At 70.0% G+C, this 25,724-nt stretch carries 24 protein-coding genes; 18 read left to right on the forward strand and 6 right to left on the reverse strand.

Annotation, left to right across the window (positions count from 1 at the left end; all coding sequences use genetic code 11):
* The first annotated feature begins 4 nt into the window (after positions 1–4).
* From YU1_RS0100970 to YU1_RS0100980, 3 genes are read left to right on the forward strand one after another with little or no spacing between them, the layout of a single operon-like run.
* On the forward strand, positions 5–1,252 hold the full coding sequence (locus tag YU1_RS0100970; protein ID WP_029002482.1) for a lipopolysaccharide biosynthesis protein: 1,248 nt from the start codon (positions 5–7) through the stop codon (positions 1,250–1,252).
* Positions 1,249–2,349 (forward strand): glycosyltransferase family 4 protein, encoded by a 1,101-nt coding sequence (locus tag YU1_RS0100975; protein ID WP_029002483.1) that lies wholly within the window; start codon positions 1,249–1,251, stop codon positions 2,347–2,349. The genes YU1_RS0100970 and YU1_RS0100975 overlap by 4 nt, the downstream gene beginning before the upstream one ends.
* A 7-nt stretch (positions 2,350–2,356) precedes the next feature.
* Positions 2,357–3,610, forward strand: coding sequence for a hypothetical protein (locus YU1_RS0100980; RefSeq protein ID WP_029002484.1), 1,254 nt, complete (start codon positions 2,357–2,359; stop codon positions 3,608–3,610).
* Here the strand turns inward: YU1_RS0100980 and YU1_RS0100985 are convergent.
* The gene (locus YU1_RS0100985; protein WP_051356375.1) at positions 3,576–4,367 is read right to left on the reverse strand and encodes a metallophosphoesterase; all 792 of its coding nucleotides are present in this window, start codon (positions 4,365–4,367) and stop codon (positions 3,576–3,578) included. The genes YU1_RS0100980 and YU1_RS0100985 overlap by 35 nt on opposite strands.
* A gap of 225 nt (positions 4,368–4,592) precedes the next feature.
* On the opposite strand from YU1_RS0100985, the gene YU1_RS0100990 reads away from it, so the two are divergent.
* The 4 genes from YU1_RS0100990 to YU1_RS0101005 are packed head-to-tail and all read left to right on the forward strand — an operon-like array spanning position 4,593 to position 7,955.
* A complete protein-coding gene (locus tag YU1_RS0100990; protein ID WP_029002486.1) occupies positions 4,593–5,801 on the forward strand; it encodes a glycosyltransferase in 1,209 nt (402 codons plus the stop codon).
* Positions 5,801–6,388, forward strand: a complete 588-nt coding sequence (locus YU1_RS0100995) for an LbetaH domain-containing protein (protein ID WP_029002487.1) — start codon at positions 5,801–5,803, stop codon at positions 6,386–6,388. Before YU1_RS0100990 ends, YU1_RS0100995 begins: the two co-directional genes overlap by 1 nt.
* Positions 6,388–7,044: a class I SAM-dependent methyltransferase gene (locus tag YU1_RS0101000; RefSeq protein ID WP_051356335.1), complete on the forward strand. Its 657-nt coding sequence runs from the start codon at positions 6,388–6,390 to the stop codon at positions 7,042–7,044. Before YU1_RS0100995 ends, YU1_RS0101000 begins: the two co-directional genes overlap by 1 nt.
* The gene (locus YU1_RS0101005; RefSeq protein ID WP_035713142.1) at positions 7,044–7,955 is read left to right on the forward strand and encodes a glycosyltransferase family 2 protein; all 912 of its coding nucleotides are present in this window, start codon (positions 7,044–7,046) and stop codon (positions 7,953–7,955) included. Before YU1_RS0101000 ends, YU1_RS0101005 begins: the two co-directional genes overlap by 1 nt.
* Positions 7,956–7,974: 19 nt before the next feature.
* On the opposite strand, the gene YU1_RS0101010 is transcribed toward YU1_RS0101005, so the two are convergent.
* Positions 7,975–8,868 carry an FkbM family methyltransferase gene (locus YU1_RS0101010; RefSeq protein ID WP_029002490.1) on the reverse strand — a complete coding sequence of 298 codons (894 nt, stop codon included), beginning with the start codon at positions 8,866–8,868 and terminating at the stop codon, positions 7,975–7,977.
* Between the two features lie 269 nt (positions 8,869–9,137).
* On the opposite strand from YU1_RS0101010, the gene fcl reads away from it, so the two are divergent.
* Positions 9,138–10,091 (forward strand): GDP-L-fucose synthase, encoded by a 954-nt coding sequence (gene fcl / locus YU1_RS0101015; RefSeq protein ID WP_029002491.1) that lies wholly within the window; start codon positions 9,138–9,140, stop codon positions 10,089–10,091.
* A gap of 205 nt (positions 10,092–10,296) precedes the next feature.
* Positions 10,297–11,664, forward strand: coding sequence for an outer membrane beta-barrel protein (locus YU1_RS0101020; RefSeq protein WP_029002492.1), 1,368 nt, complete (start codon positions 10,297–10,299; stop codon positions 11,662–11,664).
* A gap of 19 nt (positions 11,665–11,683) precedes the next feature.
* Here the strand turns inward: YU1_RS0101020 and YU1_RS27285 are convergent, their stop codons facing one another.
* The gene (locus YU1_RS27285; RefSeq protein WP_051356336.1) at positions 11,684–12,709 is read right to left on the reverse strand and encodes a glycosyltransferase family 4 protein; all 1,026 of its coding nucleotides are present in this window, start codon (positions 12,707–12,709) and stop codon (positions 11,684–11,686) included.
* 59 nt (positions 12,710–12,768) lie between these two features.
* Positions 12,769–13,578 carry a glycosyltransferase family 2 protein gene (locus tag YU1_RS27290; protein WP_029002493.1) on the reverse strand — a complete coding sequence of 270 codons (810 nt, stop codon included), beginning with the start codon at positions 13,576–13,578 and terminating at the stop codon, positions 12,769–12,771.
* 287 nt (positions 13,579–13,865) lie between these two features.
* Here YU1_RS27290 and YU1_RS33255 point away from each other — a divergent pair, with 287 nt between their 5' ends.
* Positions 13,866–14,021 (forward strand): hypothetical protein, encoded by a 156-nt coding sequence (locus tag YU1_RS33255; RefSeq protein ID WP_156921891.1) that lies wholly within the window; start codon positions 13,866–13,868, stop codon positions 14,019–14,021.
* A 57-nt stretch (positions 14,022–14,078) separates the two neighbouring features.
* On the opposite strand, the gene YU1_RS0101040 is transcribed toward YU1_RS33255, so the two are convergent.
* The gene (locus YU1_RS0101040; RefSeq protein ID WP_029002494.1) at positions 14,079–14,321 is read right to left on the reverse strand and encodes a hypothetical protein; all 243 of its coding nucleotides are present in this window, start codon (positions 14,319–14,321) and stop codon (positions 14,079–14,081) included.
* A gap of 547 nt (positions 14,322–14,868) precedes the next feature.
* On the opposite strand from YU1_RS0101040, the gene YU1_RS0101045 reads away from it, so the two are divergent.
* The 7 genes from YU1_RS0101045 (at position 14,869) to YU1_RS0101075 (ending at position 22,895) form a co-directional block, all read left to right on the forward strand.
* Positions 14,869–15,198, forward strand: coding sequence for a hypothetical protein (locus YU1_RS0101045; protein WP_156921892.1), 330 nt, complete (start codon positions 14,869–14,871; stop codon positions 15,196–15,198).
* Between the two features lie 207 nt (positions 15,199–15,405).
* Positions 15,406–16,002 carry a polysaccharide biosynthesis/export family protein gene (locus tag YU1_RS0101050; protein ID WP_035713146.1) on the forward strand — a complete coding sequence of 199 codons (597 nt, stop codon included), beginning with the start codon at positions 15,406–15,408 and terminating at the stop codon, positions 16,000–16,002.
* A 34-nt stretch (positions 16,003–16,036) separates the two neighbouring features.
* A complete protein-coding gene (locus YU1_RS0101055; RefSeq protein WP_029002497.1) occupies positions 16,037–17,491 on the forward strand; it encodes an undecaprenyl-phosphate glucose phosphotransferase in 1,455 nt (484 codons plus the stop codon).
* Positions 17,492–17,637: 146 nt separating this feature from the next.
* The gene (locus YU1_RS0101060; RefSeq protein WP_029002498.1) at positions 17,638–19,011 is read left to right on the forward strand and encodes an O-antigen ligase family protein; all 1,374 of its coding nucleotides are present in this window, start codon (positions 17,638–17,640) and stop codon (positions 19,009–19,011) included.
* Between the two features lie 55 nt (positions 19,012–19,066).
* Complete coding sequence (locus tag YU1_RS27295) at positions 19,067–21,373, forward strand: polysaccharide biosynthesis tyrosine autokinase (RefSeq protein WP_051356337.1); 2,307 nt, start codon at positions 19,067–19,069, stop codon at positions 21,371–21,373.
* The gene (locus YU1_RS0101070; protein ID WP_029002499.1) at positions 21,366–22,106 is read left to right on the forward strand and encodes a hypothetical protein; all 741 of its coding nucleotides are present in this window, start codon (positions 21,366–21,368) and stop codon (positions 22,104–22,106) included. The genes YU1_RS27295 and YU1_RS0101070 overlap by 8 nt, the downstream gene beginning before the upstream one ends.
* A gap of 108 nt (positions 22,107–22,214) precedes the next feature.
* A complete protein-coding gene (locus tag YU1_RS0101075; protein ID WP_029002500.1) occupies positions 22,215–22,895 on the forward strand; it encodes a DJ-1/PfpI family protein in 681 nt (226 codons plus the stop codon).
* A gap of 14 nt (positions 22,896–22,909) precedes the next feature.
* On the opposite strand, the gene YU1_RS27300 is transcribed toward YU1_RS0101075, so the two are convergent.
* Positions 22,910–23,782 carry an FTR1 family iron permease gene (locus YU1_RS27300; protein ID WP_051356338.1) on the reverse strand — a complete coding sequence of 291 codons (873 nt, stop codon included), beginning with the start codon at positions 23,780–23,782 and terminating at the stop codon, positions 22,910–22,912.
* A 603-nt stretch (positions 23,783–24,385) separates the two neighbouring features.
* Between YU1_RS27300 and YU1_RS0101085 the strand changes: the two genes are divergently transcribed.
* Positions 24,386–25,687, forward strand: coding sequence for an imelysin family protein (locus tag YU1_RS0101085; protein ID WP_029002501.1), 1,302 nt, complete (start codon positions 24,386–24,388; stop codon positions 25,685–25,687).
* Positions 25,688–25,724: the final 37 nt, after the last annotated feature.

Here is a 25,724-nt window from a genome sequence, read left to right on the forward strand (position 1 = left end):
GGGGATGTACCGCAGGCTGTTGTTGAACATCGTCGGCGGTTTCTTCGCCCGCTCGGTCAACCTCGCCACCTCGCTGGTGCTGGTGCCCTTGACCGTGGGCGGCCTCGGCAGCGAGGCCTACGGCATCTTCGCCATGGCGCTGTCGGCGACGGCGGTGTTCGCCTATTCCGACCTCGGCCTCGGCCTCGCGGTGGTGAACCAGATCGCCGGCTCCAGCGCGGGCGGCGCCCGCGCGGCCATCACCCGCACCTGGGTGTTCCTGTGCGGCATCGCCTGCGGGCTGGCCGCCCTCGGCCTGCTCCTGCTGCTGGGCGGCGGCCTGCCCGGCCTGCCCTTCGGCGCCACCGGGCGGGCGCTGACGCTGGCGCTCATCGTCACCGCAATGGGCATCCCCTCGGCGCTCGCCACCCGCATCCTGTTCGCCCTCAACCGCAACTTCGAGGCCAATCTGTGGATCGCCGCCGGCAAGGTGGCGGCGGTGGCGGCGGTCGGCGCCTGCCGCTTTTTCGATGCCGGGCTCGACCTCTATCTCACCGCCCTCCTCGGCGCGCCGATCGCCGTCAACTGGCTGATGACGGCGGTGGTCTTCCTGCGCCAGCGGCCCGACCTCAGGCCCGCCCGCGCCGATCTGGAGATCCGGGCGCTGCCGGCGGACCTGCGGCGCGGGCTCGCCTTCACCGTGCTCCAGCTCGGCATCTTCGCGGAAACCGGCGTCGATAACCTGCTGGTCGGCGCCATCCGGGGCCATGACGCGGTCTATGCCTATGACCTGATGGCGCGGCTGTTCGGCTATATCGCCGCGCTGGTGTCCATCGGCGCCTTCCCGCTGTGGCCGGCGCTGCGCGAGATGCTGGCGGGCGGCGGCAACGCCAACGCCCGCCGGCTCTACCGGCTGGCGGTGGGCGCGGCCGCGCTCGGCGCCCTCGTCCTCGCCGTGGTCTTCGTGCGCTATCACGCGGCGATCATCACCCTGTGGTCGGGCCTCGCCTATGCGCCCGATACGCCGCTCGCCGCCGCCATGGGGCTGTTCGCGGTGCTGACCTCGGTGGCGACGATCCAGAGCATGGCGCTCAACGCCAGCAATGCCATCGCCTATCAGGTGGCGATCCAACTCGCGGTCATCCCCGTCCTGTTCACGCTCAAGGCGCTGCTGCTGGCGAACGTGTCGGAGAGCGCCATGGTGCTGAGCGTCTGCGCGGTCTATCTCGTGCGCATCGCGCTGTTCCAGCGCCGGCTGGGGGGCCGGCCGTGAGCGCCCGGCGCGGCGGCGCGCCGATCCGCGTGTTCGTGGACACGCCGCGCTGGTTCATCCGCCCGCGCAACACCGACTGGCGCTACATGAACGGCCTCGCGCGGCTGGAGGAGCATGTGCCGGTCCGCATGATCTACGGGGCGAGCCTCGCCGACGCCGCGCAGGAATCCCTCCATTACCTCGGCCGGCGCCTCGCGCCGGCGCGCCCGGCCGATAGCGCGGACTATGCCCGCTCCGGCGCCCCGGTCGCGGCGGCGGCCAGGGGCGCCGACCTCGTGCTGTCGCACCGGCGCTTTCCGCTCGGCCTGCCGCAGCCGGTGGTCTGGCACTATGCCGTGCTCGATCCGCAGATGCAGGGCGCGGCGGGCGTCTCCCCGCAGGAGGTGGAGGCGCAATATGCCGGCCAGGAGCCGCTCTATGCCCGCGCCGCGCGCGTGCAGGTGCCGACCCAGGCCGAGGCGGCGCGGCATGCGGCGCGCTTCCCGCATCTGGCCGCGCGCTTCGTGCCCTGCCCGTTCTTCCTGCCGCACATCACGCCGATCACCGACGACGCGCTGCGCGCCAAGCACGGCGAGGACGCCCGCCTCGCGGTCTCGTTCGTCGGCCGCGCGGCCCGCCGCAAGGGGCTCGACCTGGTGCTGGAGGCCATCGCCGCCCTGCCCGTGGCCGAACGCCGGCGTATCGATCTGTCCGTGGTCTCGCCCGAGCGGCCGGCGGCGCCCGGCGGCCTGACGCTCCGCCACATCCCGTCCGCCACGCCGCGCGAGGTGCAGGCGCTGATGGCGGCGAGCCACGTCTTCCTGATGCCCAGCCGGTTCGAATCCTTCGGCTTCACCCTGATCGAGGCCATGGCCCAGGGCTGCGCCGTGATCGGCCCCGATGGCGAGGTGCAGCGCGAGATCCTGGCGGAGGGCGCCGCCGGCTGCCCCGTCGGCGCCGACGCCGGGGCGGTGTCGGCCGCCCTGCTGCGCCTGATGGCCGATCGCCCCGCGCGGCTGCGGATGGCGAGCGCCGCTTTGGCGCGCTATCATGCCTGCTATCGTCCCGAGGTGGTCGCCCGCCGCCATCTGGACCTGTTCGCGCGCGCATTGAGCTGAACCGGCCGTGCCATTCCTCTGCCTCACAGCGCTCGCGCTCATCTTCGACATCCCGCTGGTCGGACGCCTCACCGGGGCGGAGCTGCTCACCCTCGCCTGCCTGCCCTACTGCCTGTGGCGGCTGCCGCGCGTCCGGCTGTCGCCGCCCGAGGTGCAGTTCTTCGTCATGCTGGCGCTGTGGATGGGCGGCGCCGTGGTCTCCGACCTCTATCGCGGCACGCCCACGGACGACGTGATGCGCGGCTGGTCGAAGATCGCCTTCGTCGGCATCAACTTCCTGTTCATGGCCACCGTCGTGGGCAAGGACTTCCGCCGCGCCACGGCGTTCCTCTTCTGCCTCTACCTGGCGTCCGTCATCCGGCTGGCGGCGGGCATATCGGACGAGAACGGCGGCCTCGGCGCCGATGTGTTCGGCACCAGCTGGAAATTCGGCTACGGCCAGTTCTGGACCATCTGCTGCCTGCTGATGTCCGCCGGCCTCCTCACCAGCCCGTTCACCCGCCTGTTCGGGATGGGGCTGCCCGCCGTCGCCGCGCTGGTCAATCTGCTGCTCAACGCCCGCAACCTGTTCGGCATCTCCGCCGTCGCCGCCACCGCAACGATGATGACCGCCGGCCGGAAGCGCGGCCTGTCGCGCACCGCCATCGGCGTCATCGCCGCGACTTTCCTCGTGCTCGGCCCAAGCCTCGTCGCGGTCTATGGCTATGCCGCCGAGGCCGGCTATCTCGGCGACCAGGCGCGGGAGAAATACGAGCTCCAGAACAGCGGCGAGCTGGGCCTGCTGCTGGGCGGGCGGCAGGAATCGCTCGCCTCGACACAGGCGATCATGGATTCGCCCGTCCTCGGCCACGGCTCGTGGGCGCGCGACATCTCCTATGTGCTACTGCTGAAGGCGCGGCTGGAGATGGCCGGGGTGGAGATCCAGGGCGACCTCCTGTCCAGCGACCTCATCCCGTCCCACTCCCACCTGTTCGGCGCCTGGGTGGAGAGCGGCGTGTGCGGCGCCCTGTTCTGGCTCTGGGCGCTGTGGATCACGCTGCGCGGCCTCTATGCCGCCCTGCGGACGCCCACGCCCCTGACCGGCTTCATCGTCTTCATCGGCGCGTCGCTGGCGTGGGACATCTTCTTCTCTCCCTTCGGCCTTGAACGGCGCATCGTCACGCCCGCCAGCCTCTATCTGATGATGATCGCCATCTGGTGGCGGCCGGGAGCGCCCGCCGCCCGCCTCACCGCGCCTGCGGTGCCCGCCCGCCCATGGTGAGGGCCATCACCCGCCGGTCCGCCCCCTCCAGGCGCAGGCAGGTGAGCCGGCCCGTGCCGAAGGCGCCGGTGTCGATATTGATCCGGTACGGCTGGAGGTCCGCCGCCATCACCGGCGTATGGCCGTGCACGATGACCCGCTCATGCCGCGCCTGGGAGGTGAGGAAGTCGTCGCGGATCCACAGCAGGTCCTGCTCCGCCTGAGCGTGCAGCGGCACGCCCGGCCGGATGCCCGCGTGGCAGAAGAAATAGTCGCCGGCCGTGAAATGCAGCGGCAAGCCCGCCATCCAGGCGCGGTGGGCCTCCGGCAGGGCGGCGGCGAAGGCGGCGCGGGTGGCGGCGAGGTCCCGGCCCAGTTGCACCGGGCGGACGTCGCAGCCATAGGAGAACAGCGTCTCCAGCCCGCCGAAGCCGCACCAGCGCACCAGCGTGGCGTCATCCTCCAGGGCCGCCAGCAGCACCGCCTCATGGTTGCCCTTGAGCGCCACGATGGGGGTCGGGAACGCCCCCGAGGCCAGCCGCTCAACGATCGCCGCCGACCCCGGGCCGCGGTCCACATAATCCCCGAGGAAGACGGTGAGCGGCGCCAGACGCGGCGTGCGCGCCGCGTCCGCGCCGATCGCCGCCGCCGCCCGGTCGAGCAGGTCGGCGCGGCCGTGCAGGTCGCCGATGGCATAGATCACCTGTCCGTCCGGCACGCGGGACGGCGGCTCCGCCGGGCCGGGGCGGACGAGAAGGCGGTGGAAGAACGTCTGCATCACCACGAGCACCGCATCTGCGACGGCGGGGCGCCGCGCCCCCCGGTGCCGGCGGAACCGGGCCGCCGCCCCGCCTCCATAGCCGGTGAGCGGCCGGGACCGCAAAGGCCGCGTCGCGGAAGCGGCGGCACAAAGCCGCTTGACCCCATCCGGCTCGGCCCCCAAGAGTGCGCCATTGCTAAATCTCGATCTCCCAGGGCGTTGCGGGAACATAAAGTCGCAGACATGCAGATCTTGCACGTGATCGCCTCGATCGACCCGAGAGGCGGCGGTCCGATCGAGGGGCTGCTGCAACAGGCCCGCCATCGCGCCAGCCTGGCACGCGCCGCGCCGGGCGACGCCGGGCCGGTGCACACCCATATCCTGAGCCTCGACCCGCCGGGCACGCCCTCGCCGTCGGCCGAGGTGCGGCTGTTCCCGCTCGGCCGCAGGCGCCCGGCGAGCCGCTGGGCGCGCCGCCTGCCCTGGGTGCATTACGGCTATGCGCCGGATTTCGTGCCCTGGCTGCGCCGCCACGCCCGGGACTACGACCTCATCGTCATCAACGGCCTGTGGAACTACGCCACCCTGGGCGCCCGGCGGGCGCTGGCCGGCGGGGATGCCCGCTACGTGGTCTACACGCACGGCATGCTCGACCCGTGGTTCAAGCAGGCCCATCCGCTGAAATCCATGCTCAAGCAGGTATTCTGGCTGTTCTGCGAAGGCCCGCTGCTGAACCGCGCCACGGCGGTGTGCTTCACCACCCAGGACGAGATGGACCGGGCCCAAAACGCCTTCTGGCCCTATGCGGTCCCCGGCATCGTGGCCGGATACGGCACCGGGGACATACCAAGCGGGGCGGACGGGCAGGCGGCGGCGTTCCGCGCCGGCCTGCCGGCGCTCGGCGCGCGACCGTACCTGCTCTATCTCAGCCGCATCCATCCGAAGAAGGGCTGCGACCTGCTGATCGCGGCGTTCGGCGCGATCGCGGCCGACCATCCCGGCCTCGATCTGGTCATGGCCGGGCCGGACCAGGTGGGCTGGGGCGCGCAGTTGCGGGCCCAGGCCGAGGCGCTCGGCATCGGCGATCGCGTCCACTGGCCCGGCATGCTCGCGGGCGCGGCGAAATGGGGCGCGTTCCGCGGCGCCGCCGCCTTCGTGCTGCCCTCGCACCAGGAGAATTTCGGCATCGTCGTCGCCGAGGCGATGGCGGCCGGGCGCCCGGTGCTGGTGAGCGACAAGGTGAACATCTGGCGCGAGGTGGACGCGAGCCGGTCGGGGCTGGTGGACACCGACGACGGCCCCGGCACCCGCCGCCTGCTGGAACGCTTCCTCGCCCTTCCCGCCGACGAGCGGGACGCCATGGGCGGGCGGGCGCGGACGTGCTTCCTGGAGCGGTTCGACATCCGGCAGGCCTGCGCGACCATCGACCGCCTGATCCGCGAGGCCGCCTGATGGGCCGCCCGCTGGAGGCGCGACGCACGCGGCCCCGCGACGGCGGCCCCAGCTTCCCGCTGCGCAGCCGCCTGGCGCGGGCCGCCTTCGCGCTCGCCTGGGCGCTGCTGGCGCGCTGGACGCCGCCGCAGATGCACGGCTGGCGCCGCCTGCTGCTGCGCGCGTTCGGCGCCCGCCTCGACGCCACCGCGAAGGTCTATCCCACGGCCCGCATCTGGTACCCGCCGCACCTCGCCATGGCGGCCCATGCCTGCCTCGCGCCGGACGTGGACTGCTATTGCATGGCGCAGGTAACGCTCGGCCCCTACGCTCTGGTCTCGCAGGGCGCCCACCTGTGCGCGGGGTCGCACGACATCGACGATCCCGACTTCCAGCTCATCGCCCGCCCCATCACCATCGGCGCCGAGGCCTGGATTGCCGCCGGCGCCTTCGTCGGCCCCGGGGTGGTGGTGGGCGAAGGCGCGGTGCTCGGCGCCAACGCGGTCACGGTGAAGGACCTTGAGCCCTGGCACGTCTATGCCGGCAACCCCGCCCGTTACATCCGCATGCGGATGCGGCAGGATGGACGCGGGGAGGCGCCGGAGTGATGCAGGACATCCCGTCCATTGCGGGCTACCGCTATGCCTCGGCCGAGCCGTCCGGCGCCCATGCCTATCTCCTGCCCTGCCTCGCCCGCATCCTCGACGAGTTCGAGCGCCAGGACACTGGACACCAGGACGCCGGACGCCGGCTGATCGACGTGGGCTGCGGCAACGGCGCGGTGACCCAGGTGCTGGCCGCGCGCGGCTATGACGTGGTCGGCATCGACCCCTCACAAGAGGGGATCGCCCAGGCCAACCGCGCCTATCCCCACCTCGCCATCCACCAGGGCTCGGCCTATGACGACCTCGCCGCCACCTATGGCGTGTTCGACGTGGTGGTCAGCCTGGAAGTGGTCGAGCATCTCTACGATCCGCGGCGCTACGCCAGGGTGATCTTCGACCTGCTGAAGCCCGGCGGCCTCACGGTGCTGAGCACGCCCTACCACAGCTATCTCAAGAACCTCGCGCTGGCGGCAAGCGGCCGGATGGACGCCCATTTCACCGCGCTCTGGGACCATGGCCACATCAAGTTCTGGTCGCGCCGCACGCTGGCGGCGCTGCTGCGCGAAAGCGGATTTCCCGAGGTGACCTACCACCGCGTCGGCCGCGTTCCATTCCTCGCCAAGTCGATGGTGGCCGTGACCCGCAAGCCGCTCTCCTGATGCTGACGATCATCATCCTGACCTTCAACGAGGAGCGGCACATCGCCCGCTGCCTTAAGGCGGCGCGGGAGATCGCCGCCGACATCGTGGTGGTGGATTCCCTCTCCACCGACGCCACCGTCGCCCTCGCCGAGCAGAACGGCGCGCGCGTGCTGGCGCACGCCTTCGTCAATTATGCCGACCAGTTCCAATGGGCGCTCGACCATGCGGACATCCGCACCCCCTGGGTGATGCGGCTCGACGCGGACGAGATCATCGCGCCGGACCTCGCGGCGGAGATCCGCGCCAGGCTGCCCACCCTCGGCCCCGAGGTGGCGGGCGTGAACCTCAAGCGCAAGCACATCTTCATGGGGCGCTGGCTGCGCCACGGCGGGCGCTACCCGCTGGTGCTGCTGCGCCTCTGGCGCCACGGCCAGGGGCGGCTGGAGAACCGCTGGATGGACGAGCACGTGGTGGTCCGGGGCGGCGGCCTCGTCACCTTCCAGGGCGGCTTTGCCGACTGCAACCTCAACGACCTCACCTTCTTCACCGCCAAGCACAACCACTATGCCACCCGCGAGGCCATCGACGTCCTCGTCCGGCGGCACGCCCTGCTGCCGGTGGATGCCGGGGTGGCGACGCAGACCAGTTCCGGCCAGGCGCGGTTCCGCCGCTGGATGAAGGAGAAGGTCTATTACCGCCTGCCGCTGTGGTGCGGCCCCTCGGCCTATTTCCTGTTCCGCTACGTGCTGCAACTGGGCTTTCTGGATGGCCGCGAGGGGCTGATCTACCACCTGCTCCAGGGCTTCTGGTACCGCTTCCTGGTGGGCGCCAAGATCGAGGAATTCGACCGCGTGCTGCGCGCCTGCCCGGACGCGGCGAGCCGCCTCGCCGCGCTGGAGCGCCTGACCGGCCACCGCCTGCGGCCGTAAGAGCCGGCCCCCGACCGCCTCAGACCTCGCGTCCCTGGACGCGGAAGCGCGGCGCGCGCGCCAGCCGCCGCTCCACCTCGGCCCTGTCGCGGACGAACAGCGTGTTCTGCGCGGCATTGGGCTGGTCCAGGGGCGACAGCACGCGGGCGGCCGCGTCATAACGGCAGGGCCGGAAGCCGAGGCCCGACATGCGCGCGCCGAGCGCGGCATCGTCGAAGCCGTAGCGTGCGCCGCTGCCGTTCAGCTCCAGGATGACCGCCAGCAGGTCCGGCGATGCCAGCGTCCGGTCCGCGCCGGCCAGGACCTCGGTCTCGTAGCCCTCCACGTCGATCTTGATGATGCGGGGCACGTCGCCGCCGCGTGCCGCCACATCGTCCAGCCGCTCCACCGGCACGGTGACGGCGTCCGCCGTTTCGCCGGCCTCCGCCACATGGTTGAGCGTGTCCTGCCCGGCGGTGAAGCGCACGCTCCCGGCCGCGCGGCCGAGCGCCGCCGGGACGATCTCCACCCGCGCGCCGAGATCGTTCACCCGCACGTTGAGCGCCAGCCACCGGCACGCGGCAGGCGCCGGCTCGACGGCGATCACCCGTGCGCCGGCGGCGGCCGCCAGCAGGCTGTAGGCGCCCACATTGGCGCCCACGTCCAGGAATGCGTCGCCCGGCCGCAGGGCGTGGAGGACGAAGGCCATGTCGTCGAACTCGGCCAGCCCGGTGTAGATGTTGAGGGTCGCCCCGGTCATGCCGGGCGTCACGCACAGCTTCATGGGGGCGACGAAATCGACTAGGATCGGGCCGGTCGCGAGCCGGCTCGCGAACTGCCAGCGCAGGTAGCGCAGCAGGGCCTCCCCCTCCCGCCCCCTGTTGAAGGGGTGCTTCAGGATATGCGACAAGGTTCGCGAAAGTGACCCGAGCACGTCAGACCCTCAAATCCATCCACGCGGCCGACCATCCCAGGGGCCGCGCCGCGTCATTTTCCATGCGTGCAGTTCACATGGCGAACATCGGTCTTCACCGGCGGGCGAAAGCGCAGCAACTGCAACCTGACAACTTGTTCATCTTCAAATCCCGCGATCAGAAACGGAAATTTATCGGTATATAGTCTCCAGCTTATTGCCGGACTCGGGCGTGGTGAGGGGCCCCGAGAGCTGATGGCCATAATGAGCACATAATAAGGAAGCCCCCCATGTTCGCTTTACGCGATAAACGCATCTGGGTCGCGGGCCACCGGGGAATGGTGGGCAGCGCGCTGGTCCGGCGGCTGGAACGCGAGGCCTGCACCGTCCTGACCGCCTCCCATGCCGAGCTGGACCTGCGCGACCAGGCCGCCACGCGGGCCTTCGTGCTCGCCAACCGGCCCGATGCCGTCATCCTGGCCGCCGCCACCGTGGGCGGCATCCTGGCCAACGACAGCTTCCCGGCGCATTTCCTCTACAACAACATGATGATCGCCGCGAACGTGGTGCACGCCGCCTACGAGGCCGGCGTTTCGAAGCTGCTCTATCTGGGCTCCTCCTGCATCTATCCGAAGTTCGCGCCGCAGCCGATTCCCGAGGCCGCCCTGCTCACCGGAGAGTTGGAGCCGACGAATCAATGGTATGCCATCGCCAAGATCGCCGGCCTGAAGCTGACCGAGGCCTACCGCCGCCAGTATGGCTGCGACTTCATCGCCGCCATGCCGACCAATCTCTATGGCCGGGGCGATAATTTCGACCTCGCCGCCGGGCACGTGCTGCCCGCGCTGCTGCGCAAGGCGCACGAGGCCAAGCTCGCCGGCGCGGCGGAAATCGTCATCTGGGGCACGGGAACGCCGCGCCGGGAATTCCTCCACGTGGACGATTGCGCGGAGGCCTGCATTCACCTGATGCAGCACTATTCCGACTTCGGCCACGTCAACGTGGGCTCGGGCGAGGACGTCACCATCCTCGAACTGACGGAACGGGTCTGCGCCGTGGTCGGCTTCAAGGGCCGGATCGTCAACGACCTGTCCAAGCCGGACGGCACGCCCCGCAAGCTGATGGCGGCCGACAAGATCCGCGCCCTCGGCTGGGGCCCGCGCATCGGCCTCGATGACGGCATCCGCGACGCCTACCACTGGTTCCAGCACGACCTCAGCCAAGCCGCGCGCGGGGCCGCCTAGCCGGACTGCGGCACCACGGCGCGGAGGCCGCGCACGCGCCATATGGACTGTGACGCATATGACACAGTTGGGGAGTTTTTGGGGGTGCGGCATGGCAAGCCATTGCCTGCCATCCCCGCGGGGCATTAGGCCTAGAATAGCGGATTTGTATGACAATACCTCAATTGCGCGCGAAGGTTGCGACCATCTGGCGGAGCGGCGTTTGATGCCGGGCATTTTGGAGGTGCGACGCCGGCGTTTCCGGCGCGGCGCGCGACTGGCCGCCGCGCTGGTCCTGCCATTGCCGTGCCTGGCCACCGTCTCCGCCTTGGCCGAGGTGGTCTCCGTCGATGCGCCGAGCACCACGGTCTTCGCCAATGACTGGGGGACGTTCGGCGAGGCGCCCAAGCCCCGCTCCGGGCCGCCAAAGCCGAACGAGCGGGACTACAGCTTCCAGATCGGCGACTGGCTGGTGCACGGCGTCGCCAACGTGGGCGCGGTCTATAACGACAATCTCTACGGCACCAACACCAATCGCGTGGGATCGTGGGGCTTCGGCGTCGCGCCCTCGCTCCTGGCCGAGCGCAACACCGGCCTGTTCAAGACCACCCTCTACGGCGGCTTGAACGCGGATTTCTACGATTCGAATTCCAATGCCGACACCGTGACGGGCCGCGCCGGGCTGGTGAACGTGTGGGAGATCCAGCGCGACCTGACCTGGCGGGCGCAGTTCGATTATTATCGCGACGTCTATTATCCCGGCGGCGCGCCGGGCACGACCGGCACGTCCGGCCCTGTCGCCAGCCCGGAGGGCATGAACCAGTTCTTCGGCTCGACCGGGCTGCACAAGGACTTCGGCCAGATGTTCGCCGACATCGGCGGCAGCGTCACCTATACCACCTATGCGGATCCCTCCGCCGCCTCGGGCCAAGTCTACAACCTGACCTCGCCGGACGGCCTGATCTACACCGCCACCGGCCGCATCGGCTACAATCTGTCGCCGGTGATCTACGTGTTCGTGGAGCCGCGCCTGAACTGGTGGCAATATACCAACAGCCTGTTCGACTCCACCGGCTACCGGCTCGTCGGCGGCCTCGGCACCGACCGCATCAGCCTGTTCCGGGGCGAGATCTTCGCAGGCTACCAGTCGCAGGATTTCGGCAGCGCGTCGCTGGGCACGGTGGATTCGCCCGTCGTCGGCGGCGCGGTGTCCTGGTTCCCCACCCGCGACCTCACCTTCAAGCTGACCGCCGACCAGACCATCGCCGTCTCCACGCCGTCTTTGGCCTTCAGCGCCGACAATGTGGGCTTCTACGATTCCTACGTGACCAAGAACACCGCCGTCGGCCTGACCGGGACCTACACCATCAACCGGCAATGGTCCTCCAACGCCGGCCTGACCTACACGCATTCGGACTATGTGGGGCAGCCGCGCGTGGACGACCAATATGGCGCGACGGTGGGCGTGACCTACATGATGCTCAACAACTGGGGCATCAACCTCAGCTATACTTACACCAACGTGGATTCGAACATCCCCACCGACAGCTATACGCAGAACGTCACCCGCATCTCCGCGCGCGGGCAGTTCTGACGGCCCGCCGCCGCTGGCCTCAGGCCAGCGCGCGGGTGACCGCCGCCGCCCAGGTGAGCGGCGAACGCTGGCGGGACAGGTCCACGCTGCGCGCCGCCATCGCGCGCCGATCCTCCGGCTCCAGGGCGGCGAAGCGCTCCAGCGCCGCCTGCAATGCGTCCGGCGCCTCCGCCGGGACGCGGTAGCCGTTCAGCCCGTCGCGCAGGAAGGTGTCGGCGGCGCCGCAACGGTCGGTGAGGATCAGCGGCAGGCCGGCGGCGGCGGCTTCATGCACGACGATGCCCCACGGCTCGCGCCGGCTCGGCAACACCAGCGCCGCGCAAGTCCGCATCACGCCCGGCAGGTCGGCGGGCTGGACGAAGCCGGACAGTTCCGCCTGCGGCAGGGCCCGCACCAAAGTCTCCTCTGCCCCGGCACCGCACAGCTTCAGCCGCCAGGATTCGTGGCGGCGATCCCCGCAGAAGCCGCGCCAGGCCTGCGCCAGCGTATCCAGCCCCTTTTCCGGCGCGAGGCGGCCGGCGAACAGCATGGTCCGCGCGCGGGTGGTCTCCTCGGCCTGCGGGGTGAAGGCGGCGGTGTCGGCCGACAGATGCCCCTCGATGACGCGGGTGACGGGAAACCCCAGGCGGACGGCGAACGCCGCCTGCCGCGGGCCGGGCACGAAGGCATGGTCGAACAGGCGATGCCACCGGGCCCGGAAGGCGGCGATGCCGAGATATTGCCGCGCCGTGCCGCGCCACTGGTTGTCCATGCACAGGACGCGCGGCGTGCGCCCGGCCAGCGCGGCGGCGATCTCGCGATAGGCGGGCACGTGCCAGCCGCAGATGATCGCCAAATCGTAGCGGGTTTCCGGCAGGCCGGCGCGCAGCGCGTCCAGCGCCAGCACGCGGCAGGGATAGCGGAAGAACCGCTCGGCCCGGAACGGCGCGTCGGCGGCGCCCGCGAAGCACACGATGTCGAGCTCGCATCCGGTGAAGGCCTGGAGCGCCCGGGCGCAGGCATCCATGTAGCCCGACCAGCCGGTCCAGAGGATCGCGATACGCATGTGGGCTCCCCTGGTGGTCACGGCTTGCGCGGGTTCCGTGCCGGGCCCGCCACGGCCCCTCACCGCCGCGATCGGCGGCGCTCGGAACGGTCCTTCAGCAGGCGCAGCGAGCGCCAGGGGTCCGCCAGATGCCAGAGCTTGCGGCTGAGCGGCATCAGCACCGCTTCCTCCAGCGGGCCCGGTGCCCGCCCCTTGATCTTGCGGAACAGCCGGGCGCTGTTCTGCGCGTAGAGCGCGGCCATGCGGCCGGAGCCGGTGATGGAGGCCCCGTGCAGCCGGAAGGCCCCCACATCGGCCCCGAAGCGCGCGACGGCGTGGCCTGCCAGCGCCAGATCCACCAGGATCTCGCCGTCCCAGCAGGTGCGATTGGCGAGGTTGAAGCCGCCCACGGCGCGGAACGCCTCGGCCCGGTAGAAGGTCGCCTGCTGGAGCGCGAAGGCGGCGCCATAGGCCGCGCGGGCCAGCGAATGGCGCTGCGACAGCGAGGCCCGGAGGCGCCCGCCCGCCTCGTCCACCAGCACGCCGTTGCCGACCACCGCGCCGGCGCGCGGATGGCGGGCGATCGCCCGCGCCGCCGCTGCGAGCCCACCCGGCAGGTAATAGTCATCGGAATTGAGGTAGCCGAACCAGTCGCCGCCGGCGCGCGCGAAACCCCGGTTCAATCCGTCGGCCGGGCCGGAATCGCGCTCATAGATCACCGCTGCGAGGCGGGATCGGTATTTCTCGATGATCTCCCGGCTGCCGTCGGTCGAGCCCGGATCCACCACGATATATTCGAAATCCACCCCCTCCTGGGAGAGCACGGACCGGATCGCCTGCTCCAGGAACTGGGCTTGATTGAACGAGATCGTGACGATGGAAAATTTCATCTGGGAACATCAAGAACAATGGGCGTCCGTCTCATCCGGCGGAGGTCATACGCGGCACGACGGGCGGCCCCATATTTCCCTTTCGCCGCATCGGCGCAAGCCGCAATCGCGCGCCCTGCCTCGCCCCGACCATATGAATGAAAATTCACAATGCCGGATGCGCCGTATCATGATAACGCCATGTCTGGGTGGCACCGCGAGCGGGTGCCGATGTCAGCCTCGCAACAGCGACCTCCGGCACGTTGCGGGTCCCGGCACCCGGAGCGGACGAGAAAGGGAACGGCACGGTGGATTGGGTGAATGTGGCGTATTTCATGGCCGGCGCCTTCGTCGGCGCGAACGTGGCGGCGCTCGCCCTCGCGCTGCTGAGGCATGCCCGCGAGACCGCGCCGGCGACGCCCGCGATCGTGCAGAAGCAGGACGAGAGCCGGATCGAGGCCTGAGCGCGGGCCGCTGCCGGCCCGGCCGGCCGGGTCTTCCTCAAGCCATATGCGACAGGTTCAGCGCCGCGCGCCGGGATGGTCGGCCGGCCATCCGTTGCAGTGCGCCAGCTCATGGCGCAGCAGGCGTTGCTGGGTGGCCTTGGTGACCAGGACGCCGTCCACGGACGGCACGACCACGTAGCAGACCTTGCCGAGGAAGCGGGCACATCCCTCGATGCGTCCCCCCTCGCCTTCCGCCGACTGCATCGGCCAGCGGCAGACACGGTCGATCTTCATGTACGGCATGGTGGTGATGTTCACCTGGACATCAGGTGCGCGATCATATTGCTCTGGCGGAAGATCGATGAATCCAGCAATAAACGGTACGATCGCCACGACGGCAGTGTATTTTACACTCCAAAATGGCGACATACACGCGTCTCCGGATGATTGCGCTCCGGAATGACATATTTTTTAGTCCATTCCGGATATTTAAACCCGGATTTAATATTATTGTTGATAGCTGTTCTGAAACTTGCTTCGGCGCGCACGCGCTACACATGAAGACGGGATGCCCGCCCGCGCACTTCAACTATTGCGTGCAAAGATCGCTGCCCGTCGCTTGCCAAACGCGCCCACGCGGGCCAGTATTCCGAGAGTCCATGCTGATTTGCGAAGTGCGTGCGAGGTGGGGCACGGAAGTTCGACAACCGGGGCGCGGACGAGAGGAACTGAGATGCGGCTGAAGGTTTGCTTGGCGCTCTTGGGGGTTCTGTGCACGGCCACCCTGCCGGCGGCTGCCATTGCCCAGCAGGCCGCAACGGCCCGGGTCCAGACCGCGTCCGCGGCGCGGGCGCAGGTGTCGGCGATGTTCGCCGCCGCTGCCGCCCGCTACAATGCGCCGGGCACCTCCGATGCCCAGAAGACGGCCATCGCCGAAGCCCTGTCGCAACAGGTCGCCGCCTTCGTGATCGCCAATCCCGACTTCGCGTCCGAGATCGCCGCCGCCGTGGCGGCCCAGCCCGCGAGCCCGCTCACGGTGGCCGTCCTGTCCTCCACCCCGGCCGCGCTCAGCCAGAATACGGAAAGCGGCAGCCAGTCCACGGCGGCCTCGTTCCTGAGCAATCTCAGTTCCGGCCTCCAGGCGGGCTCCGCCCCGTCCGGCGGCGGCAGCGCCTCCGTCAGCCCGAACGGCTGACCGGCCTGCGGGGCCGCCGTGCCATGGCCGGCCCGGGCTCACGGCGATGCAGCGGACACGGCCCCTCCCGTGCCGCCTGGAATGCGAGCGACTGGATGCGAGCGAAGCGCCCGACGCGTCCCGTTCCCGGCGATTTTTCATGCCAGAATTTGAGTAGCGAGATTGCCTGCTGGACCGAAAAACCACGTTGATCGCTCCGTCACGGGCATGATCGAGAACCGCGCGCTCCGGCGGCCCCTTCGGGCGCTGGCCGCGCTGGCGCTGGTCCTTGTCCTGGCGGGCTGCGCGGGCAACGGAATGGACACTATCGCGGCGGCGCGGCCGGACGAGGCGACGATCCCCGCCTCCGAACTGCGGCTCGCCCCCGGCGACAGCATCCGCGTCACGGTGTTCAACGAGGCGTCCCTGTCGGGCACCTACCAGATCGACGACGACGGCTACGTCTCCTTGCCCCTCGCCGGCACGGTGAAGGCGGCGGGGGCCACCAAGATCGAGTTCGAGCGCGTCCTCGCGGGCAAGCTCAAGGGGGACTATCTCACCAATCCGAAGATCACCGTGGAGGTGGCAAGCTTCCGGCCCTACTTCATCCTGGGCGAGGTCGAGAAGCCGGGGCAGTATAATTATTCCAGCAACTTGAATGTGATGAGCGCCATGGCCGTGGCCGGTGGCCCGACCTACCGCGCAAGCCAGAGCGATGTTCTCATCCAGCGCGGCGGCCGGGGGGACTTCAAGCGCTACCCCCTCAGCCCCACGGTGCTCATCTATCCCGGTGATTTGATCCGCGTTCCCGAACGGTACTTTTGATCGGGACGACTACCTGTGAAGATGGTCTCACGCCATGTCCCTCAAGGTTGCGCGCGACAGCGAACCTGACAGCCGGAACGACGAGGCCGATGCCGGGCCGGCGACCGGCCGTTCCGCCGTTTCCGTCCGCCGCCTGGCGGTCTGCGCCGCCGCCGTTGTCCTGGACTGCGCCGTCATCTTCCTCGCCGCCCGGCTGGCGGCGGCGGCCTATCTCGATCCGCCCTCGGTGGAGGCGGGCGCCTATCTGCGCAGCGGCGCCCTCGGCGCCGGCATCTTCTGCCTGCTGATGTGGTCGAGCGGGCGCTACGAATTCCACGCCCTCGTCGCCCGCCGGCCGCGCGTGTTCGACATCCTGCTGCGCTGGGGCCTGTCCATCCTGTTCCTGGCGCTCATCCTGTTCCTGTTCAAGCGCGGCGCCGATTTCTCCCGCGGCACCACCATCCTGTTCGGGCTGTTCGCCGGCCTGGGGCTGCCGCTGGTGGCGCTGGCGCGCGCCCGGGTGATCCGCGTCCTGATGGCGCGCGGCATCGTCCGCCTCCGCCGCGCCGTCGTCATCGGCACCGCCGGGGAATTGCGCGGGCTCCCCGGCGGGAGCCTTTTGCGCGCGCACGGCATGGAGCCCATCGGCCCCTTCATCCTCGCCGACATGGAAGGGGACGACCTGACCATCGCCGCCCGCGCCGTCGCCGCCGCGCGCGGCCAGCGGGCGGACGAGGTCATCCTGGCCATGCCCTGGAGCCAGGGCGAGCGGCTGGCGCGGGTGCGCGAGGCGGTGCGGGTGCTGCCGCTGCCGGTGAAGCTGCTGCCCGACGCCATGGTGGCCGGCCTCTATGAGCGGCGGGTGGTGGAACTGGGCTTCTCGCCCGCCATCGAGTTGCAGCGCGAGCCGCTGACCCTCGGCGACCGGCTGGCCAAGCGCGCGCTGGACGTGACGGTGGCCGGGACCATCCTCGTGCTGCTGACCCCGCTGATGGTCGCCATCGCCGCCTGCATCAAGCTGGACAGCCCCGGCCCCGTGCTGTTCCGCCAGCGGCGCAGCGGCTTCGACGGGGTGGTGTTCCACATCCTCAAGTTCCGCACCATGACCTGCGCGGAGGACGGCCCCGTCGTCCTCCAGGTCCAGCAGGGCGACCAGCGCGTCACCCGCCTCGGGCGCGTCCTGCGCACGTCGAGCCTGGATGAGCTGCCGCAGCTCATCAACGTGCTGGCCGGCGACATGTCGCTGGTGGGGCCGCGTCCTCATGCGGTGGCCCATAACGACCACTACACCCAGCTGGTCGCCGACTATGCCTTCCGCCACCACGTGAAGCCCGGCATCACCGGCTGGGCGCAGATCCACGGCCTGCGCGGCGCCACGCGGCACCTGTCGCAGATGGAAGCGCGCATCCAGTACGACCTGCAATACATCGCCAGCTGGTCGTTCATGCTGGACCTGTGGATCCTGCTGCGGACGGTGCGGGAAGTGGTGGTGCCGCGCAATGCGCTGTGATCCGCGCCCATGATCGTGCCCATGATGGTTTCCCGCCCATGAGGCGGACGGCCGGCACGCTCCAGCCCCCGCGCGCGCAGCCCCCCCGCGCGCAGGCATCGCCCGCCGGGCATGCGGCGCCGACGGCGCGCGCGCGCCGACCGGCGATGGACGACGCGCTGTTCGCGGCGCTCGTCGTCCTGCTGGCCTGGGTGCCGTTCTGGTTCGGCGGCAACCGGCCGGTGGCGTGGGGGCTCAACGCGCTCCTTTTCTCGCTGCTGCTCGCCGCCCACGAGATCGGGCTGGCGGTGCGCCGGCTGCCCTATCCGGTCGCGCCGCGCCGGATCGCGCTGTCCATCGCCGGCATGGGCACGCTGGTGGCGTTTGCGCTCATCCAGGCCCTGGCGCCCGTTCCCACCGCCTGGGCGCCCGCGCTCTGGCCCGCCGCCGCCGACGCCCTGGGCCGGCCGGTGGCCGCGGCCCTGTCGGTCGATCCCGACGGCACGCTGCTCGCGGTGCTGCGGCTGCTGCCGGCGCTGATCGCCTTCTGGCTCGCCCTCCAGCTCTGCCGCAGCGCCCCGCGCGCCCGCCGGCTGCTGAATGCGCTGGCGCTCATCTCCGGCGCCTATGCCCTCTACGGCATCGTCGCCCTGCTGTGGTTTCCCCACACCCTGCTGTGGTTCGAGAAGGTGGATTACGTCGGCTATGCCACCTCCACCTTCATCAACCGGAACAGCTACGCCACCTATGCCGGCATGGGCGCCCTGACGGGAATCGCCGCCTTGTCGGCCCATCTGGCCCGGGTGGGGGAAACAGGCGCCGGTGGCTGGCGCGGCCTCCTCTCCGCCTTCCTCCTGCGCGGGGCGGGGCTGCCGCTGCTGGTGTCGCTTGCGGTCGTCGCCAACGTGGCCGCGCTCATGCTGGCGGCCTCGCGCGGCGGTTTCGCCGCCGCCATGATCGGCCTGTGCGTGTTCCTCGCGGCGCAGTTCCTCAAGCGCGGCGCCCGCCTGCGCGCGGCGGTGCTGATCGCCCTCGCCTTGCCCGTCCTGGCGGTGGTGGCCGCCCATTTCGACGATGCCCTCACCCGGCGCGTGACCGGCGCGGGGCTGGTCGATCCCCTGCGGCTCGCCATCGTCCGCCTCACCGCCACCACCCTTTCGGACCAGCCGTGGACCGGCTTCGGCTACGGCACGTTCGAGGAGGTGTTCCGCATCTATCGCGATGCCGGCGTGGCCGGGCGCTTCGTCATCGACAAGGCCCACAACACCTATGCGGAACTGGCCCAGGGCGTGGGCCTGCCGGTTTTTCTCATCGCGATCGGCGCGCAACTCCTGTTAGTGTCCCGCTGCATCCGAGGGTTCCTGAAGCGGCGCAGAAACGCGGAGTTTCCCCTGCTCGCCGTGGCCGTGAGCGTGCTGGTGGGCGGCCACGCCCTGGTGGACTTCAGCATCCAGATGCAGGCGGTCGCGGTGACGTTCGCGGCCGTGCTCGGCATGGGCGTCGCGCAATCCTGGTCGCAGACCCAATCGGTGGCGGGATGACGCCGGAGCGGTGGGCCGCGGTGGGCGGAGAGGACAGCAAGGACACACCAAGGCAATGCTGAAGCAAATCGTCCAGGCGCCCGTCGAGGAAGAGCACAAGGAAGGCGTCGTCGCCGTCCATCAGGTGCTCGGCTTCCTGTCCCGGCGCTGGAAGCTCATTCTCGCCTATGCCGCCGGGACGGTGATGCTGGCCGTGCTGGTGCTGTTCTCGCTCACCCCCTATTACACCGCGACCACCCAGATCCTGCTCAATCCCAGCGACACCAAGGGCGCGGGTGCCGACAAGGTGCTCGCCGAATTCGTCCTGACCAACGCCACCATCGACAGCCAGTTGAGCCTCATCTCATCCACCGCCTTGCTCAGCCGGGTCGTGGACAAGGAGCATCTGGCCGGCGATCCGGAGTTCGGCGGCACCGGCGCGCGCTCGCTGGTGCGGGCGATCGCCGACACCCTCGCCGCGCCCTTCTCTCACCCCGATCCCGCCGACCCGCCCGCCGCCGCCGACGCCAAGGCGTCCGCCGCGCTGACGCCGCAGCAGCTGGCGGCGATCGGCCGCCTGCGCGCCGCGCTCAAGGTGGCGCGCCTGAAGCTCACCTATGTGATCGAGATTTCCGTCACCTCCAAGGATAGGGTCAAGGCGGCGCGGCTCGCCAATGCGGTCGCCCAGGCCTATGCGGTGGACCAGTTGGAGGCGCGCTACGAGAATGCCCAGCGGGCCTCGGAATGGCTGAGCGACCGCCTCGCGACGCTCGCCAACGAGCTGCGTGATTCGGATGCCGCCGTCGCCGCCTTCCGCAAGGAGCACAATCTCCTCACCACCAACACCGGCACCGTGACGGCGCAGCAGCTCTCCGAGCTGAACATCAAGCTCGCCGCCGCCCGCACCGAGACGGCGGCGGCCGCGGCCCGCTACAATCAGGTGCAGGCCGCGCGCCGCAACGGCAACGACGTCTCATCGCTGCCGGACGTCATCCGCTCCAACGTCATCGCCGACCTGCGCCGGCAGCAGGCGGAAGTCACCCGCAAGGAAGCCGACCTCGTGGCGCATTACGGCGGGCGGCATCCGCTGGTGGTGAACGTGCGGGCGGAGGCGGCGGACATCAATGCCGCGCTGGCGGCGGAGACCAAGCGCATCCTCGACACCATCCAGCACGACTATGAGGTCGCCAAGGCCCAGCAGGCGGCGCTGGAGCAGAGCATCGCGCAGCTCACCGGCCAGTCGGGCGTGGACGAGACGGTCTCCGTCAGGCTGCGCGAGCTCCAGCGCGTCGCCGACGCCAACCGCACGCTCTACGAGAACTTCCTGTCCCGCGCCAAGCTGGCGGGGGAATATGTCACCTTCGATGCCCCCGACAGCCGCATCATCACGGCGGCGGTCCCGCCCGGCGCGCCGAGCTATCCGCCGAAGCTGCTCGCTTTGCTCGGCGCCGCCGTGCTCGGCCTCGCCATCGGCATCGGCGCCGCCGTGGTCATCGAGCTGCTGAACACCGGCTTCACCTGGCCAGGACAGGTGACCGAGACCCTCGGCCTGCCGATCCTGGCGCGCATCCCCTCGGTCCCGTCCGCCCGGGGGCGCGAGGCCGACCCGCCGCAGGACGGCGGCGAAAAGAAGCGGCGCAGCTTCCGCCTCCGGCGCGACGACAGCCGCTCCATCGCCCTGCAAGTGGCGAGCAAGCCGCTGTCGCAATACAGCGAAGCCATCCGCACGCTGCGCACCGGCATCCACATGAGCGACGTGGACCATCCGCCCAAGATCATCATGGCCACCTCGGCCATGCCCGGCGAAGGCAAGTCCACCATCATGGCCAGCCTCGCCCTGTCCTACGCGCTGTCCGGATCGCGCGCCGTCCTCGTGGACTGCGACCTGCGCAAGAAGAGCGTGTCCTACCAGTTCGGCCTGGAGAAGCAGGCCGGGCTGGTGGACCTGCTGCTCGGCACCGTGCCGGTGGAGCAGTGCGTCGTCACCGACGAGGCGACCGGGCTCGCGATCATCCCGGCCGGCACCGACACCCAGACGCCGCAGGACCTGCTGGCCTCCGGGCGGATGCAGAACCTGATGCGGCAGCTCTCCGCCGGCTACGATTTCGTGCTGGTGGACAGCCCGCCACTCGGCCCGCTGGCGGATGCGCTGATCCTCTCCAACCTGGTGGAGAAGATCGTCTTCGTGGTGCAATGGAACGCCACGCCGCGCCAGCATGCGCTGGAGGCGGTGCTGTCCATCCGCGACCGGCACAAGATCGCCGGGGCGGCCATCTCCAAGATCGACGAGAGCGCGGCGGCCAAATACGGCTCCTACCACCGGCTCAGCGGCGGCTATTACAGCCACTATGGCGATTATTACCAGCGGGACCGCAATGCCTAGCCTCGCCTGGCGCGTCCTCACGCTGGGCGTTGCCGCGGCGGGGATCTATTGCGGCGCCGTGGCCCTTTATGCCTTCGGCATGGAGGGCGTCGCGCAGAGCGCCGTCCCGCCCGGCCGGATGCGCGCGCCCGCGACCGAGCCCGCGTTCGCCGCCGCCGAGGCGGCCTGGGGCGCCGCCGCCGCCGGCTGGCGGCACATGGGCCTAACCGGCCGAGCCGAGCTGGACACGGCGCGCGGCGCCCTGCTGCATCCGCCGCAGACATCCGCGCAATGGGCTGACCGCGCCGCGCAGATCAGCGCCGCCCTGGCGTCGAACCCGACCGCCGCCTTCCTGTGGGCGGAGTTGGCGCGGGCCGAGCTGGTGCAAACCGATCTGGCGCGGGCCGATCCGGGGGCGGCCGACCGGGGCGCCGCCGCCTTCGCCGCGCTGCGCATGGCCCAGGTGACCGCGCCGCGCGAGCCGGTCCACACGCTGGCCCGCGCGCTGCTGGTGCTGCGCCACTGGCCGCAGGTCACGGCCTCCCCCGAGGCCGGGACGCTCAAGGGCGCGTTCGGCGACCTGCTGATCCAGGACGTGGTGAACGGCTGGGCCTATTACACGCCGTTCGAGCGGCAAGTGCTGCGGGCGAGCTTCGAACTCCTGCCGCCGACGGACGCAGCGGCGCTGCGCGTGCCGCTCGCCGCACGGCTCGGCCCCATCGCCGCCGGCCAGCTGTTTCCCGCCGCGCCGTGATCCCGGCCGGTTCCGCCGGACGCCCGGGGCCATCGGTGTGCCCGCCGGGCGCTTTGCCTGCTACAAGGACCGGCGTCGCGCGAAGCGAACGTCACGAGGAGACACCCCATGGCCCTCCATTTCGGCATCCTGGCCTTTCCGGCCGTCCAGCAGCTCGATCTGACCGGCCCCTATGAGGTGTTCGCCTCCGCGCCCGGCGCGCGGGTGGACCTCATCTGGAAGGACCGGGCGCCGCTGACGGCCTCCACCGGGCTCGCCCTCACGCCCACCGCCACCTTCGACGACTGCCCGCCGCTCGACGTGTTCTGCATTCCCGGCGGCGGCGGCATCAACGCGCTGCTGGAGGATGCGCAGGTGCTGGACTTCGTCCGCGCCCAGGCGCGGCACGTGCGCTATCTCACCTCGGTCTGCACCGGCTCGCTGGTGCTGGGGGCGGCGGGGCTGCTGCACGGCCGCAAGGCCACCAGCCACTGGAACGCGGTGGACCTGCTGCTCCGCTTCGGCGCCGTGCCGACGCCCGGCCGCGTGGTGCGGGACGGCAACCTCATCACCGCCGGCGGGGTCACCTCCGGCATCGACTTCGGCCTCACAGTGATCGCCGAGCTGCTGGGTGATGACGCCGCCCAGACCATCCAATTGTCGCTGGAATATGCGCCGCAGCCGCCGTTCGACGCCGGGACGCCGGACACCGCGCCCGCCGCCATCCTGGCCGCCACCCGGGCCCGCCTTGCCCCGTCTCGCGCCGCGCGCGAGGCGATCATCGCGCGGCTGACGGAAGAGCGGGCCTGACGCGGCCCCGCCGCTCAGGCGTCCGACTGGGTGGCGAGCGCGGCGCTGGCGGCGGAGAGCGAGGCCGGCTTCCTGGCCCGCTGCAGGCGCCCGTTGACGAGGCGCGACAGGCCGACGATCAGCACGACCGTGGAGAAATAGCCGATCACCTGCATGCCCGTGGGCTGGGCGCGATAGCCCACCAGCGTGCGCAGCACGCGGCCCACGGCGCTGTCGTCCGCCAGCAGCCAGGTGCTGTTCCACACCGGGTCGGCCAGCGACTGGATGAAGCCGGAATCCTGGAGGATGCCGATGACCTGGGCGCACAGGCCGGCGGCCAGCAGCGTGATCAGCACAGTGGTGGTCTTGAACAGGTGCTTGACCGGAATGCTGACGAGGCCGCGATAGAGCACGAACGACACCGCCGCGCCCGCCGCTACGCCCAGCAGCAGGCCGGAAATGACGTTGAGCGGGGATTCGCCGCCGCTGATGGCGATGCCGTACATGAACAGGACGATCTCCACGCCCTCGCGCAGCACCGCCATGCCGACCACCAGCCCGAGCGCCGCGATCGGCCGGCGCCCGGCCTTCACGTCGCCGCCGACGGTGCGCATCTCGGTGACCATCTCGCGGCCGTGGCTGGCCATCCACACCACGGTCCACACCAGCATGACCACGGCGACGGAGAGGATGGCGGCATTGAGCAGTTCCTGCCCGGAGCCTTCGAACAGGTTGGCGATCTGCTCGGCGAACAGCGCCACCACGCAGGAGCCCAGCGCGCCGCCGAGGATGCCCGCCGTGATCACCACGCCCCGCCCGCGCACCCCTTCGGAGGCGGCGAGCATGACGCCGGCGATCAGTCCGGCTTCGAGAACCTCGCGGAAGACGATCACGAACGCTGCGAGCATGGGCAAGCCCCTCTTGACGCTGTCCGCGATCCCCGGCGCGGCGCGGCCTCGTCCCAGGCGAGGCCCACCGACGCCCGGCCGCTCGACGGGCAACCTGCAATTCCAAGCACACCCGCCGCGCATCGGCGGCGGCGCCTGTGAATTGCTTACATTCATCTGCTGGTACACCCCGTCCCGCAGGCTGTCACCGCCCGCCGACTGCCTTTAGAACTTCTCTATTCTGGAACATCTCAAAACTCAGCCGCAGCCGGACACCACGGCCCGCCGCGGCGCCCGCCGCAAGGGCCCGCAAATAAATCGGGACGCTACGTCAGGTCGTTTGCCGCCGGCACTTCATTGGGACGCAGCAGCCGGATCATGTTTTTTGGCTCCCCGCGATGAATTCCGATGGAAGAGACGGCGGGAGACGATCCCCGATCATCGCAAACCCTGCGGCGGCACGCGCATCTCTTTTCAATGGAATAATTCCATTGTCTGGAGCGCTCCTTGTGGTCCGGCTTTGCTCGGCGCTAGGCTGCCCGCCGGCGCATGGACGCCGCTTCGCTCCAGAAAGAATGCCGCGCTCATCGGCGCACGCAGAGAATTACCGGGAGACCTTCAAAGATGCGCGCGCAGATTGTCGCTGCCGCCCTTGCGCTGACCTTCGGCATCGCAGGTCCGGCCAATGCCCAGGCGACCAAACCCACGGCGGCCCCCGCCGCGCCGACGGCGCAGCAGGTGATCACGCATTACGCGGATCTCGCCCAGGCCATGTATACGGATTCCTACACCGCCGCGCAGGAGATGCAGACGGCGATCAACGCCTTCATCGCCGCCCCGAGCGAGGATACCCAGAAGGCCGCCCGTGCGGCCTGGAAGAAGGCGCGCAATCCCTATCAGAAGACCGAGGCGTTCCGCTTCGGCAACAAGATCATCGACGAGTGGGAGGGCAATGTGAACGCCTGGCCGCTCGACGAGGGCCTGATCGACTATGTGGACACCAAGAGCTACGGCACCAAGTCCGACGAGAACCCGCTCTATACGGCCAATGTGATCGCCTCCAAGTCGATCCGCATCGGCAAGAAGACCATCGACACCACCACCATCACCCCGGCGCTGCTGCACCAGCTCAACTCCGCCGGCGGCGTGGAAGCCAATGTGGGCAGCGGCTGGCACGCCATCGAGTTCCTGCTGTGGGGCCAGGACCTGCACGGTACCGAGCGCGGCGCCGGCGAGCGCCCCTGGACCGACTACGACCCCAAGGCCTGTACCAACGGCAATTGCGAGCGCCGCGCGCAGTATCTGAAGGTGGCCGCCGAGACCCTGGTGGCGGACCTGAAGGAGATGTCCGAGGCCTGGGGGCCGAAGGGCGCCGCCCGCGCCGCGCTGATGAAGAAGAAGGACAAGGCGGGCCTCGCGGTGATCTTCACCGGCCTCGGCTCGCTGTCCTATGGCGAGTTGGCCGGCGAGCGCATGAAGCTCGGCCTCATCCTCCACGATCCGGAGGAAGAGCAGGATTGCTTCTCCGACAACACCCACAACTCGCATTATTACGACGAGGTGGGCATCGCCGACGTCTATTACGGCCGCACCACCCGCAATGACGGCACGGTGTTCTCCGGCCCCTCGGTGGCGGATCTGGTGCGCGCCGCCAACCCCAAAATCGCCGACGAGATCGACGGCAAGATGAAGGCCGCCGAGGCCGCGCTGAAGGTCATCAAGGACAGCGGCGACAGCGGCGACATGTTCTACGACATGATGCTCGCGGAAGGGAACGCCAAGGGCAACAAGATGATCCAGGACGGCGTGGATGCGCTGGTGGCGCAGGCCCATGCCATCGAGCGCGGCGTCGCCGCGCTGAAGATCCAGATCAAGGTGGAAGGCTCCAAGAGCCTCGACAATCCGAGCGCCGCCAAGAAGAAGTGAGCGGAACGGTCCCCGGCGCCCTCACCGGCGCCGGGGA

The organism is Azorhizobium doebereinerae UFLA1-100, assembly GCF_000473085.1.
Classification (GTDB): domain Bacteria; phylum Pseudomonadota; class Alphaproteobacteria; order Rhizobiales; family Xanthobacteraceae; genus Azorhizobium; species Azorhizobium doebereinerae.